Raw genomic sequence first — 14,844 nt, forward strand, 5'->3', positions numbered from 1 at the left:
TGATGACACCGGCACCGCGCCGGCGGCTTCACGCCAGCATATGGCGTGCTGTCATGTTACAGGCTCGAAAGCCCCTCATGCGCGACAGATGTGCTCAGTTGTGCCCGAGTGCATGCATCAGGCGTCGGCGAGCAGGTCCGCCACGTGCCGTCCGATGGCCAGACAACTGGTGAGTCCGGGCGACTCGATGCCGAAGAGATGGACCAGCCCCGGCACCCCATGCGACGCCGGCCCCGCGATCATGAAGTCGGCCGCGGGCGCGTCCGGCCCCGAGATCTTCGGGCGCATGCCCGCATAGCCCGGGATCAACGCGCCGTCGGGCAACGCCGGCCAGTACCTGCGCACCTCGTCGTAGAAACGCTCGCCGCGTGCGGGATCGACCACGAGGTCGTCGGCCGCCTCGACCCACTGCACGTCGGGCCCGAACTTGGCCTGCCCGCCGAGGTCCAGCGTCAAGTGCACGCCGAGCCCGCCCGGCTCCGGCACGGGATAGATGAGCCGCCCGAACGGCGCGCGGCCCGCGAGCGTGAAGTAGCTGCCCTTGGCGAAGTGCTCGCGCGGCACCACCGACGCCGGCATGCCTTCGAAGCGCCGCGCCAGCGCCGGCGCGCCCAGCCCGGCGGCATTGACCACGGTGCGGCAACGCAGGGCCGTGCCATCGGCGGCGATCAGCACGACGGCCCCATCCACGCATTCGGCGCGTTCGATGGGCGACTTGAGCGCCAGCATGCCGCCTGCGTTCTCGAGGTCGCCGAGCAGGCCCAGCATCAGCGCGTGGCTGTCGACGATGCCCGTGCTCGGCGAATGCAGCGCCGCCACGCAATGCAGCTGCGGCTCCATCGCGTTGGCCTGCTGCGCGGTGAGCAGCACCAGGTCGTCCACGCCATTGGCCGCGGCCTTGGCGCGGATCGCGTCGAGCTGCCCCACCTGTTCGGCCGAGGTCGCCACGATGAGCTTGCCGCAGCGGCTGTGCGGCACGCCGCGTGCCTGCGCGTAGCTGTAGAGCGCGTCGCGTCCTTCCACGCACAGCGTCGCCTTCAGCGAGCCCTGCGGGTAATAGATGCCCGCGTGGATCACCTCGCTGTTGCGCGAACTCGTTCCCGTGCCGATGGCCCCTTCGGACTCCAGCACCAGCACCTCCCGGCCCGCGAGCGCCAATGCGCGCGCCACGGCCAGACCCACCACGCCGGCACCGATGACGGCGCAATCGATTTCATCCATCGCGCGAGCTTAGCGCGGCGCGACGGGCGTTCTGCCTACCTCGCGCTCGGCGGCGGCTCGGGGTCGGTGGGCTCGTCGGGCGCGTGCTCCGGCCCTTCGTCGGGCTCGACCGGCAGGTCGGGCGTGATCGGAGACGGAAGATCGGGTTGGGTGGCCATGGCTGCACTCCTTCGTTCCATCTCTTCGTTCTAGCGCGTCCTCACGCGCCTGCAAGCGGCCCGTGGCGGAAGGCGTCGTCGGTGCGCACCGACAAGGCCTTCGCCCAGGCACTCCAGCAACAGGGCCACGCACGCTGCTGTGTCCTCGCCCCTCCCACACCACACAGGGAGGATCACAGTGGACGATGCATGGCAGGGCCAGTCTAGGCATCGCCGTGCCTTCGCACATGAGCGAAGCGCCCTTTGGTGAGGGAGCCATGCGCCCTGCCCGGCGTGCATGCGAGCGTGACAAAGCGCCTGCCTGGGACCGCGTGCCCGGCGCGGCCCCCACGACCCGCTGGTCGCGTCGAAAAAACGCCGTCTGTCCGGCCTGAAAAAACCCGTGCCCGCAAAGCATTCGCGCCGCGGTCCGGCGGTGAATTGCGGACGAAATGACGGGCCCGCTGCATCGATGCCCGGACCCGGTTCGGGCCTTCCGGCCGGCGCGACAGAAATCAGCCGGGATCAATGCCGGTACCCATGGCGCGACCGCCTTTCCGAAATTCGCCGGCGATTGTCGCAATGCATCCCCGCGCTCCGTGCGCTGACAGAGGGGAAAGTACCTCGACCCCCATTGCTCTCTATTTCATTAAAACAATGGACATCATTTGAATTTCAATGATCACCAAGAACCACGAAAAATTGCATCCCAGGCACCAAAAATCAGATGATAAGTAACATTTTTCATTAGATCTTTTAGGCCTTTTGAGGATTTCCAAATTCACCCTTGAATTAACCAAAAGACGAAAAAACCATTCCACAGAAGAAAAATATCTACCCCATTCTGAGTGCTCAACGCTCGAATACCGATTCCTTCCAACTGTCTCAATTCGCGAAAAGTTTCTTGTCAACCGTCAAAACTTGTCTGATTTTAGAAATCTTCATAGAAGTTATACCGAAACTCAGACTCTCAGGTCTGCAGACATACCGAAGAAGAATCGCCATTTTTTTGAATCGACGTTCCATCATGGCTTCCTACAGGGGTGACAAAACGCCCACCACAAATGGCCTTGGTACCTCAAATGTCATGGCTTAGGTAGTTCGATTCGGAAATATTTATATCCAAATGTAAACATGGAGAAAAGAGCCAAACAGAAGGCTCGCCAAGTTCATAGGATCGCGACAAACCAAGAACCAAATCCAATTGAAATCAATTCGATTCCTTCAATTGAATTTTCCATTCACAGTCTGCAGCCGGGTAATTGCATGGAAACCCACATTGCTTCGTCGCCGGAGGCCGCCGTGGCCTCGCTGGCCGCGCTGGGCGATCTGTTCGTGTCGCCGCCCGCGCGCGCGGCGGCAGGCGAACGGCTCGACGTCTCGCTGGCCCTCGAAGCCGGGTTCGCGCAGCGCTGGCTCGCCTCGCTGGGCACCACGGGGTACCTGCCCGACACGCTCTTCGTGGGTGCCTGGCTGCTGCTGCAATCGCGCTGGCTGGGCGCGGCCCTGCCGGGGTCTCACGGCATGCCGACGTCGCTGCCCGGCACCGCGAGCGCGTGGCTGACCCAGCTCGACCTCGACCGGCGGGCCACGCCGCACACCGCCGACACCCAGCCACCCCTGCGGCTCGAAGCCCGGACAGAACTCCCCGCCAGCCTGCATCTGGACGTCGACGCGAGCCTGATGGACGCGCCCTGCGCCAGCCGCCTGCTCGCAGCCATCGCCGACACCGCCGCCGATCTGCTGGTGCATCCCGGTGCGGCGCTTCACAACATCCGCGCCCTGCCCGACGCCGACCGCCGCGACCAGCTCGCCGCCTGGGCCACGCCGCCCGCCGCGCCCGACCTGTCGCTCACCGTGCCCACCGTGTTCGGCCGCCGGGCCTCGGCCACGCCCGACGCCGTGGCGCTGGTGGAAGGCGACGAAACGATGACCTACGCCGAGCTCGACGCGCGCAGCGACCGGCTCGCACAGCGCCTGCAGCAGTCGGGCGTGCACGCAGGCGACCCCGTCGGGATGGTGTTCGAGCGCTCGATGGCCGCCATCGTCGCCATGCTCGGCATCCTCAAGGCGGGCGCGGCCTACGTGCCGGTACCCACCGACTTTCCGCCCGAACGCGTCGCCACGATGTTCGACCAGGCCGGCGTGACCCGGGTCGTGACGACCGAGGCGCTGGCCTCTCTCGTGCCGGCCTCCCGCACCGCCGTGCGCATCGATGCGCCCGAAGACGGCGTGGACGCCACGCCGTGGACACCCCCGGCCTTCGACGGCGAATCGCTGGCGTACCTCATGTACACCTCGGGCTCGACCGGCGTACCCAAGGGCATCGAGATCGGCCATCGCGCCATCCTGCGGCTCGTCGTCGATGTCGACTACATCGAGCTCACACCCGGGCGCGCGATGCTGCATGCGGCGCCGCTCGCCTTCGACGCCTCGACGCTCGAGGTCTGGGGGTCCTTGCTGAACGGCGGGCGCTGCGTGATCCACGGCGAACGGGTACCCACCGGCGCCGGCCTCGCACGCACCATCGCCCGCCACGAGGTCCACACCGCCTGGCTCACGGCCTCGCTCTTCAACGCCATGGTCGACGGCGATCCGCAGCACCTCGCGGGCCTGGCGCACCTGTTCACCGGCGGCGAGGCGCTGTCGGTACCCCATGTGCGGCGCGCGCTCGACGCACTCCCCGGGCTCACGCTCAGCAACGGCTACGGGCCGACCGAGTGCACGACCTTCGCGACCACCCATCGCATCGAACGCGCCGCGATCGCAGCGGGCCCGCGCTCGGTACCGCTCGGGCGCCCGATCAAGGACACCGTGCTGCGCGTGCTGAGCCCGACGCTCGAGCTGCTGCCCAGCGGACTCGTGGGCGAGCTGTGCATCGGCGGACACGGCCTGGCGCGCGGCTATTTGGGCCAGCCCGAACTCACGGCCGCGCGCTTCGTGCCCGACCCCTTCGGTGCGCCGGGCGAGCGGCTCTACCGCACCGGCGACCTCGCCCGCTGGCTGCCCGACGGCACGATCGAATTCATCGGCCGCATCGACGGCCAGGTCAAGATCCACGGCCACCGTATCGAGACCGGCGAGGTCGAGGCGGCCATCCTCGCGCACCCCGCGGTGCAGTCCTGCGCGGTGGTCGCGCGGCCGGGTCGCGACGGCCAGCTGCGCCTGGTCGCCTATCTGGTCGCGCGCACGCAGAAGCTGGCGTGGGACACGCTGCGCGCGCACCTGGCGGCCCGCCTGCCCGCGGTGATGCTTCCGTCGGCGCAGGTGTGGCTCGCGCAGCTCCCCGTCACGCCCAACGGCAAGCTCGACCGCAACGCCCTGCCCGAGCCGGCCGCCGAGCGCCCCGAACTCGTGCAGCCTTTCGAGGCCGCGCGCGACGCGCTCGAACAACAGGTCTGCGACGCCTTCGCGCGCGCGCTGGGCATCGACAAGGCCGGGCGCCACGACAACTTCTTCGACCTGGGCGGCAGCTCGCTGCTGGTGCTGCAGGTGCTGGCGGACCTGCAGCGCGAAGGCGCGCCGCCGCTGTCGACCAACCTCTTCTTTCGCCACCCGACGCCAGGCGCCATCGCGGCGCAACTGCAGTCGGCTGGCGAGGCGCCGCAGGCGCCACAACCCGTGCCCGTGCGCGAGGACGCCGCCAGCGTCCCCGAGCCCATCGCTCTCATCGCCACCGCCGGTCGCTTCCCCGGCGCGGGCGATGTGGAGCAGTTCTGGGACAACCTCGTCGCCGGGCGCGACACCATCAGCTTCTTCGATGACGCCAGCCTGGACGCCGGCGTCAGCGAGTCGCTGCGCCGCGACCCGGCCTACGTGCGGGCGCGCGGCGTGATCGACGGCATCGAGGGCTTCGATGCCGCCTTCTTCGGCATCGGCCCGAAGGAAGCCGCGCTGATGGACCCGCAGCACCGCGTGTTCCTCGAGATCTGCTGGGAGTGCCTGGAGCGCGCGGGCTACGTGCCCGACGAAGCGCCGGGCCCGGTGGGCGTGTATGCGGGCACGTACAACGCGACCTACTTCCAGCGCCACGTCGCCTCGCGGCCCGACCTCGTGGAGGCCGTCGGCGAGTTCCAGGTGATGCTGGCCAACGAGAAGGACTACATCACCACCCGCGTGGCCAACCGGCTCAACCTGCGCGGGCCGGCGGTGAGCGTCAACACCGCGTGCTCGACCTCGCTGGTCGCGGTGGCCCAGGCCTTCCACGCGCTGCGCACGGGCCAGTGCTACATGGCGCTGGCAGGCGGCGCCTCGGTCACCTGCCCGCCGCGCAGCGGCTACCTCTACAACGAGGGCTCGATGCTCTCGCCCGACGGCCACACGCGCAGCTTCGACGCGCAGGCCAAGGGCACCGTGTTCAGCGACGGCGCCGCCGTGGTGCTGCTCAAGCGGCTGTCCGACGCGCAGGCCGACGGCGACACCGTCTATGCCGTGCTGCGCAGCGCCTGCGTCAACAACGACGGCGGCGCCAAGGCCAGCTTCACCGCGCCCAGCGTGGACGGCCAGGCGGCGGTGATCCGCGCCGCGCTGGCCGCGGCGGACGTGGACGCGCGCAGCATTTCCTACGTGGAAGCGCACGGCACCGCCACGCCGATGGGCGACCCGGTCGAGGTCGAGGCGCTGGCCGTCGCGTACGCCGAACACACCGACGCGCGGGGCTACTGCACGCTGGGCTCGCTCAAGAGCAACGTGGGCCACATGGTCACGGCCGCGGGCGCCGCCGGCCTCATCAAGACGGCGCTGTCGCTGCACCACGAGCTGATTCCGCCCACCGCGCACTTCACGGCACCGAACCCGGCGATCGACTTCGCGCGCACGCCGTTCCACGTCAGCAACCAGCTGCAGCCGTGGCCGCGGGCCGCGCTGCCGCGCCGCGCGGGCGTCAGCTCCTTCGGTGTCGGCGGCACCAACGCGCACGTCGTGCTCGAGGAAGCGCCGGCGCGGCAGGCACGCACCACGCAGCCGGGCGTCCATGTGCTGGCGCTGTCGGCGCGCTCGGAGGCCGCGCTCGCGGTCGCGACGCAGCAGCTGGCCACGCACCTGGAGGAGCAGCCCGGGCTTTGCCTGGCCGACGCGGCGTTCACCCTGTGCGTCGGCCGCAAGGCCCATGCCTTCCGCCGCGCCGTGGTGGCCGGCGATGCGGCGCAGGCCATCGAGGCCTTGCGCTCGGAGAACACGGCGTGGCGCGTGAGCGACCGGATCGCCGAGCGCGCACCGCAGCCCGTGCTGATGTTCCCGGGCCAGGGCGCACAGTACCCGGGCATGGGCCGCGCGCTGCATGCCGGCGATCCGGTGTTCGCGGCCGCGTTCGACAACTGCGTGCGTGCCTTCGACGGCGCGCTGGACTTCGACCTGCGCGAGCGCCTGTTCGCAGACGACCCGCAGGCGCTCGCGCCGACAGCCGTCACGCAGCCCGCGCTCTTCACCCTCGAGTACGCGCTCGCGCGGCGGCTGCTGTCGCTGGGCCTGCGCCCGCACGCGCTGATCGGCCACAGCGTCGGCGAATTCGTCGCGGCCGTGATCGCCGGCGTGATGCGCCTGGAAGATGCGGCCCGGCTCATTGCCCGCCGCGGCGCGCTCATGCAGGCCCAGCCCGCCGGGACGATGCTGTCGGTGCGGCTCGGCGCGGACGCGCTGGCCGCGCGGCTCGCGGCCTCGCCCCAGGTCTCGCTCGCCGCGGAGAACGCACCCGGCGCCTGCGTGGCCGCCGGCCCCACCGAGGCCATCGCCGAACTCCAGGCCGCGCTCGAAGCCGAGGGCGTCGCCTGCCGGCTGCTGCAGACCTCGCACGCGTTTCACTCCGCCATGATGGACGCCGCGGTGGCGCCCTTCGAAGCGCTCGTGAGCCAGGTGGCGCTGCATGCGCCGCAGATCCCCCTCTACTCCACGTTCACCGGCCGCCTGCTCGAAGACGCACAGGCCACGAGCCCCGCCTACTGGGCGCAGCACCTGCGCGGCACCGTGCGCTTCTCGCCCGCCCTGCAAAGCGCGGCGGACGACGCCACCCATCCGGTGTTCGTGGAGGTCGGTCCCCGCAACACGCTGGCCGCGCTGGTGCGCCAGCACCGCCTGCCAGGCCTGGCCCTGGCATCGAAGGCCGGCGCGGTGGCGGTGTCGCTGTTGCACGGCGAGCCGGCCGACGAGACCCGGACCTTGCGCCTGGCCGCCGCGCGCCTGTGGACCTGCGGCGCCGAGGTCGACCTCGCCCTGCTGGCACCGCGCGCCGGCGCCCGGCGCGTGTGCCTGCCCACCTACCCGTTCGAACGCAAGCGTCTCTGGGTCGACATCGCGCCCACCGCACCGGTGTCACCGGTGTTGCCGGCCCTTGCGCCCGCCCTGCCTGTTTCATTGGAGCCGATCGTGACCGCTGCAGCGCCCTCGCCTGACCTTCCTCCGCCTTCTTCCCCGCCGCCCGAGGCGTCGCGCGCGGCGTCGGTCGACAGCCGATTGCGGGCCCTGTTCGAAGACATCTCGGGCATCGACATGGCCCAGGCCGAGGGCCAGGCCCCGTTCGGCGAGATCGGCATGGACTCGCTCACGCTGACCCAGGCCGCCACGCAGATCAAGAAACGCTTCAAGGTCGAGCTGAGCTTCCGGCAGCTGATGGAGAACTACCGCAGCTTCGACGCGCTGGCCGCGTACCTGCTGAAGAGCCTGCCGCCCGAGGCCGAGCCGGTGGCTGTGCCCCCCACGCCGGCCATGCCCGCCATGCCTGCGGCATCCGCCGTGCAGGTGTCGATGCCAACGCCACCGCCAGGGCTTGCGCAGCCCACCGGCCTGCTGAACCAGGTGATCGCGCAGCAGATGGAGCTGATGCGCCAGCAGCTCGCGCTCCTGTCCGGCGCGGCCGCGCCAGTGGCGGTGGCGGCGGTGCCCGTGTCGGCCGAGGCCGCACCCGCCGCGCAGCCGCAACCGCCCGCCGAAGCACCGCTTCGCTACGACGTCAACAAGGCCTTCGGCGCCATTGCCCGCATCCACACCCAGCGCACCGCCGAACCCAGCGCGCGGCAGAAGGCGCGGCTGGCGACCTTCGTGCGGCGCTATGTCGAGCGCACGCCAAAGAGCAAGCGCTTCACCGAGGACAACCGTGCCCACATGGCCGATCCGCGCGTGGTCAACGGCTTTCGTCCGCTGACCAAGGAGATCACCTACCAGATCGTGATCGAACGTTCGAAGGGTTCCAGGCTGTGGGACCTCGACGGCAACGAGTACGTCGACGCGCTCAACGGCTTCGGGCTGAACCTGTTCGGCTGGCAACCCGATTTCGTGCAGGACGCCGTGCGGGCCCAGCTTGATGCGGGCTACGAGATCGGGCCGCAGCATCCGCTCGCGGCCGACGTGACCCGCCTCATCTGCGAACTCACGGGCAGCGAGCGCGCCGGCCTGTGCAACACCGGCTCCGAGGCCGTGATGGCGGCGCTGCGCATCGCGCGCACCGTCACCGGGCGCAGCACGGTGGTGGCCTTCACGGGCTCCTACCACGGCACCTTCGACGAAGTGCTGGTGCGCGCCGGCAAGGGCGGCAAGGGCCTGTCGGCCGCACCGGGCGTGATGAGCGGCATGTTCGGCGACATCCGCGTGCTCGACTACGGCACGCCCGAGGCGCTGGCCTTCATCCGTGACAACGCCGCAGACCTGGCGGCCGTGCTGGTCGAGCCGGTGCAAAGCCGCCGCCCCGACTTCCAGCCGCGCGAGTTCCTGCACGACGTGCGCGACGTCACCGCGAAGAACGGCTGCTGCCTGATCTTCGACGAGGTCATCACCGGTTTTCGCAGCGCGCTGGGCGGCGCGCAGGAGCTGTTCGGCGTGCGCGCCGACCTCGCCACCTACGGCAAGGTGATCGGCGGCGGCTTTCCGGTCGGCGTGATCGCCGGCAAGCGCGAGTTCATGGACGCGCTCGACGGCGGCGCCTGGCAGTACGGCGACGACTCGATCCCGGGCGTGGGCGTGACCTACTTCGCCGGCACCTTCGTGCGCCATCCGCTGGCGCTCGCCGCGGCCAAGGCCTCGCTCACGCACCTGAAAGAGGTCGGGCCCGCGCTGCAGGCCGGGCTCAATGCCAGCACGACCGCCATGGCCACGGAGCTCTCGGGCTGGTGCCAGGAGGTCGGCGCGCCGATCGAGATCCGTCATTTCGCCTCGCTGTGGCGCGTGAGCTGGCTCGAAGACCAGCCGCTGCAGGACCTGCTGTTCGCCATGATGCGCAGCCGCGGCGTGCACATCCTGGACAACTTCCCGTGCTTCCTCACGAGCGCGCACAGCGCCGAGGACATCGCCTTCCTGCAGCGCGCCTTCAAGGAGTCGGTCGCCGAGATGCAGGAATCCGGCTTCCTTCCGCGCCGCGCTCCCGCCCCCACCCGCTTCGACGCGCGCAAGCCCGTCGAGGACGGCAGCGTGCTGGCCCGCGACAGCGACGGCCAGCCGTACTGGTACGTACCCGAAGACGCCGCCTTGCACGAGCGCCTCATCAACGGAAAGGCCGCAGCATGAACGCCGCACTCAAGCCCACCGCGAGCGGTGGCCTCGTCGAATGCATCATTGCGACCACCGAGTCGCAGCGCGAAATCTGGCTCGGCGCCACGCTGAGCCCCGAGGCCTCGATGGCCTACAACGAGTCGGTCGTGCTGCGCCTGCGCGGCGCGCTGAACGGCGACGCCTTGGCGCGCGCCACCGACCGGCTGCTCGAACGCCACCAGGCGCTGCGCGCCACGATCTCGCCGGACGGCACCTTCATGCTGGTCAGCCCGCCGGCCGGGAACCACCTGGTCCGCCACGACCTGGGCGGGCTCGCGCCCGAAGCCCTCGCGCAGGCGCTGCACGCGGCCCACGACGAGGCGGTCTGCACGCCGTTCTCGCTCGAGCACGGCCCGCTGTTCCGGGCGGTGCTGTACCGCCTGGGCGATGACGAGCACGAGCTCGTGATGTCGGCGCACCACGTGGTCTGCGACGGCTGGTCGTGGGCGGTCATCACCGAGCAGCTGGGCCACCTCTATGCCGAGGAAACCGGCATCGGGCTCAAACTCAAGGCCGCGCCGCTCTTCTCCGACTTCGCCGCCGAGGAAGCCATCGCGGCCGCGAGCCCCGACATGCAGGCGCACATCGACTACTGGCTGGAGCGCTTCGCGGGCAACACGCAGCCCGTGCTCGACCTGCCGCTGGACCGCCCCCGCCCGGCCGCACGCACCTTCAATTCGCGCCGCGCCGAGCGCCTGCTCGACCGGCGCGTGGTCGGCGCCGTGCGCATCGCGAGCACCAAGGCCGGCGTCAGCCTGTTCACGGGCCTGCTCAGCGGCTTCGTCGCGACGCTGCACCGCCTCACGGGCCAGGAGGACATCGTGGTCGGCATCCCGACCTCGGGCCAGCTCGCGCACGACGTGCCCGGCCTGGTCGGCCATTGCGTGAACCTGCTGCCGCTGCGCATCGCCGCGCATCCCGCCATGCGCTTCGACGCGCTGATGGACGAATGCAGCACCGCCGTGCTCGACGCGTTCGATCACCAGGCCCTGACCTATGGCGCGCTGCTGGGCCAGCTCTCGCTCGAGCGCGACCCGAGCCGGCTGCCGCTGGTGAGCGTGACCTTCAACGTCGACCCCGACGTGGCGAGCAGCGCGCAGGCCTTCACCACGCTCGATGTGGTGCAGGACACCATCGCCCGGCGCTACGAGAACTTCGAACTCTTCGTGAACCTGCGCCCGCACGCCGGCAGCCTGCAGGTCGAGGCGCAATACAACACCGACCTGTTCGACGACGTAAGCGTGCAGCGCTGGCTCGACATGTTCGAGTGCGTGCTGCAGTCGGCCGCGCACAAGCCCGACGACACCATCGGCGGGCTCGACGTGCTGTCCGCCGGCGCCGCGCGTGCGCTGCTGGCGCTGCAGCCCGCGCGCGTGCCGTTGCGCGGCGCGCCGCTGGCGCACGCCGGCTTCGTGGCGCGCGTGCCGCAGCAGCCCCACCGCCCGGCGGTGCGCGACGGCGCGCGCAGCTGCAGCTACGGCGAGCTCGATGCGCTGTCCAACCGCCTGGCGCGTGCGTTGCGCGCGCGCGGCGTGGGCCGCGGCCAGCGCGTGGGCCTGTGCCTGGAACGCAGCCTGGAGATGGTCGTCGCCATGCTGGGCATCCTCAAGGCGGGGGCGTCCTACGTGCCGATGGACACCTCATTTCCGCAGGCGCGGCTGGACCACTACGCCAGCGACGCCACCCTCAGCCTGATGCTGACCTCGTCCGACATCGCGGTGGCGCCGCGCGACTGGCGCGCCGACGCCGACCAGCGCGTCTTCGAGATCGATCGCGACACCGCCTGGCGCCAGCTGTCGGGCGAAGCGCTGCCGCCGAGCAGCGACGACCCGGGCTCCGAAGACGCGGCCTACGTGATCTACACCTCCGGCTCGACCGGCCTGCCCAAGGGCGTCATTGCGCACCACCGGGGCGTGGCGCACCTGCTGCAGTGGATGCAGCGCGAATCGGGTATCGGCCCGTCCGACCGCATCGCCGCCGTCACCACGCTGTCGTTCGACATGGCCGTGCCCGACCTGCTGCTGCCGCTGGCGGCGGGCGCCGAGCTGGTGATGGTGCAGCGCGAGGTCGCGATGGACGGCAACCGCCTGTCGCGGGCGCTCGACGACGAACAGATCACGCTGCTGCAGGCCACGCCCGGCATGTGGCAGCTGCTGCTCGATGCCCAGTGGGCCGGCGGCACGCCCGGCTTTCGCGGCTGGACCGGCGGCGAGGCGCTGCGCCCGAGCATGGCGCTGGCGCTGTGCGAGCGCATGGAAGGCCTGTGGAACGGCTACGGCCCGACCGAGACGACGGTGTATTCCACGGCCTGGCATGTGCGTCCCGAAGAGATCGCCTCGCGCGGCATCTCGATCGGCAGGCCCGTCGACAACACCGAGATCTGGATCCTCGACGCCGACCTGCAGCCCTGCCCGATCGGCGTGCCCGGCGAAATCTGCATCGCGGGCGAAGGCGTCTCGCTGGGCTACCTCGACCGCCCCGCACTGACCGCCGAACGCTTTGTCACGGTGCGCATCTTCGGCGCCACGAAGAAGGTCTACCGCTCCGGCGACCGCGGCCGCTGGCGCAACGACGGGCTGCTCGACCACCTCGGCCGGCTCGACTTCCAGGTCAAGGTGCGCGGCTACCGCATCGAGCCCGGCGAGATCGAGGTGCGCTGCTGCGAAGTGGCCGGCGTCTCGCGCAGCGTGGTCGTGGCCCGCGAGGACAACCCCGGCGACGTGCGCCTGGTGGCCTACCTGGCGCTGCTGCCCGGCGGCGGCTTCGACCTCGATGCGCTGATGGTGCACCTGCGCAAGCACCTGCCGGCCTTCATGCTGCCGCAGCACGTGGTGACGCTCGACGCCCTGCCCACGCTGGCCAACGGCAAGGTCGACCGCGTCTCGCTGCCACCGCCGCAGGCGGTGGCGCGCAACGAGGTGCGGCGCGGCGCCGGTCCGCGCAACGCGCACGAGCGCAAGGTGCTCGCGGTCATGGAGAAGGTGCTGAGCCTGCCGGGCCTGGACATGCACGACAACTTCTTCACCATGGGCGGCCACTCGCTGCTGGCCGCGCGGCTCACCACGCTGCTGAGCCGCGAGTTCCAGATCACGCTGCCGCTGCGGGCGCTGTTCGAGGCGCCCACGGCCGAGAAGCTGACCGCGGTCATCGAGGCCCTGCAGGGCGCGGGCGTCGGCCTGCAGGCGCCCATTGCCTGCCACCCCGATCGCCGCAGCGCACCGCTCACGCCTTCGCAGGAACGCATCCGCTTCATGGAGCAGCTGTACACGGGCCGTTCGGTCTACAACGCGCCCTCGGCGCAGCGGCTCACCGGCAAGCTCGACGCCGCGCGCTTCGAAGGCGCGCTGCGCGAAATGATCCGCCGCCAGCCGTCGCTGCGCACGCGCATCGGCTTCGACGAGGACACGGGTCGCCCGATCCAGTCGATCGCGGAGTCGGTGGAGTTCGCCTTGCCGCTGGTCGACCTGCGCGGCCTGCCCGCTGACCAGCGCGAGGCCGAGCTGGCCGAGCAGATGCAGGAGCTGGCCGACCGGCCGCTCGACATCCACAGCGCACCGATGATGCGCGCGACCCTGTTCCAGCTCGACGACAACGAGCACGTCTTCCTGTTCGTGCCGCATCACCTGATCTGGGACGGCTGGTCCTTCGACCTGATGCAGCGCGAGCTGGGAGCGTTCTACGACGCCGCCGAACGTGGCCGTCCGCACAACCTGCCCGCGCTCGCCACCACCCATGGCGACTATGCCGAGTGGCTCGAGAAATGGCTGACCGAGCCGGCCTGCGAAGAGCAGCTCGCGTTCTGGCGCGGCCGGCTCGCCAGCGCCAGGGCCGTGCGTCCGCCAAGGACCGACATGCCGCGCCGCGCGGGCAAGAGCGGCCAGGGCGGCGCGCACTGGATCCACATCGACCTGCAGAGCACGCAGCGGCTGCGCGAGGTGGCGCGCGACATGGACGTGACGCTCAGCATGCTGACCTTCGGCATCTACGCGCTGACCATGGCCCAGGCGACCGGCAACGACGCCATCGTCATCGCGAACCCGGTGCGCGGGCGCCAGCAGGCCGAGACGGAAGACGTCATGGGCTTCTTCAACAACGTGCTGCCGGTATCGCTCGCGGTCGACATGGCGCTGCCGTTGCCCGACTTCATGCGCTACGTGAAGCAGGAGCTGTTGTCGATGATGAACCACCAGCAGGTGCCCTTCGAGCGCCTGATGGCCGAGCCCGGCTATGCGGGGCAGATCAAGGCCTCGGGGCCCTACCAGGCGATGTTCTCGTTCCAGGACGCCCGCGAGCGCGCGCGCACCGTCGGCAGCCTGCAGACCCGCCAGGTGCACGTGATGCAGCACGGCGCCACCGACGACGTCGGCGTGTGGCTGATGGACAAGCCGCACGGCCTGGAAGGCGCGCTGCTCTACAACGCCGACGTCTACCTGCGCGAGACCGGCGCCCAGTTGCGCGAGCGTTATCTCGAGGTGCTGGCCCGCGTCGCCGACCACCCGAACGCCACGCTCGCGGAGATCGCCAGCACCGAAGGCTCGGCCAGCGCACGCTATCTGCGCAAGCTGGCGGCCGACGAGGCGGACAAGAGTGCGCCGGCCGAGCCCCTCAACGGCGACGAGCGCGAGGCGAAGCGGGGCCTGCTCAGTCCCGAGCACGCCCAGCTGGCCCAGATCTGGGCCGACGTGATCGGCATCGACGTCGACGAGATCCGCGCCAGCGACAACTTCTTCGACCTCGGCGGCGACTCGCTGCTGGTGCTGCGCGCCGTGCAGCAGGCGGCGCAGACGCTGGGGCACCGCGTGGAGCCGCGCCGCTACCTGTTCGAGAACCTCGGGCAGATCGCGTCCTCGGCGCATGGCACGCCGCACGGCGTGCCTTCGGACCTCGCCGACCTGGCCGCCGGCACGGCCGCGCATGCACAGCGCGGCGGGCTGCTCGGCGCGCTCGGCAGCTGGCTGCGCAAGGGGTGACC

The 14,844-nt window shown here is 70.4% G+C and carries 4 protein-coding genes; 2 read left to right on the top strand and 2 right to left on the bottom strand.

What is annotated here, in order from left to right:
- Positions 1-117 precede the first annotated feature (117 nt).
- Both AC07OX_RS03185 and AC07OX_RS03190 read right to left on the bottom strand, forming a co-directional pair.
- On the bottom strand, positions 118-1,221 hold the full coding sequence (locus AC07OX_RS03185; protein WP_495259825.1) for an NAD(P)/FAD-dependent oxidoreductase: 1,104 nt from the start codon (positions 1,219-1,221) through the stop codon (positions 118-120).
- A gap of 35 nt (positions 1,222-1,256) precedes the next feature.
- Complete coding sequence (locus tag AC07OX_RS03190) at positions 1,257-1,379, bottom strand: hypothetical protein (protein ID WP_062479916.1); 123 nt, start codon at positions 1,377-1,379, stop codon at positions 1,257-1,259.
- A 1,245-nt stretch (positions 1,380-2,624) separates the two neighbouring features.
- On the opposite strand from AC07OX_RS03190, the gene AC07OX_RS03195 reads away from it, so the two are divergent.
- Complete coding sequence (locus AC07OX_RS03195) at positions 2,625-9,848, top strand: amino acid adenylation domain-containing protein (protein ID WP_495259826.1); 7,224 nt, start codon at positions 2,625-2,627, stop codon at positions 9,846-9,848.
- Entirely contained in the window at positions 9,845-14,842 is a 4,998-nt protein-coding gene (locus AC07OX_RS03200; protein ID WP_495259827.1) for an amino acid adenylation domain-containing protein, read from the top strand. The genes AC07OX_RS03195 and AC07OX_RS03200 overlap by 4 nt, the downstream gene beginning before the upstream one ends.
- Positions 14,843-14,844 lie beyond the last annotated feature (2 nt).

The organism is Variovorax sp. GW821-FHT09D07 (genome assembly GCF_059416345.1).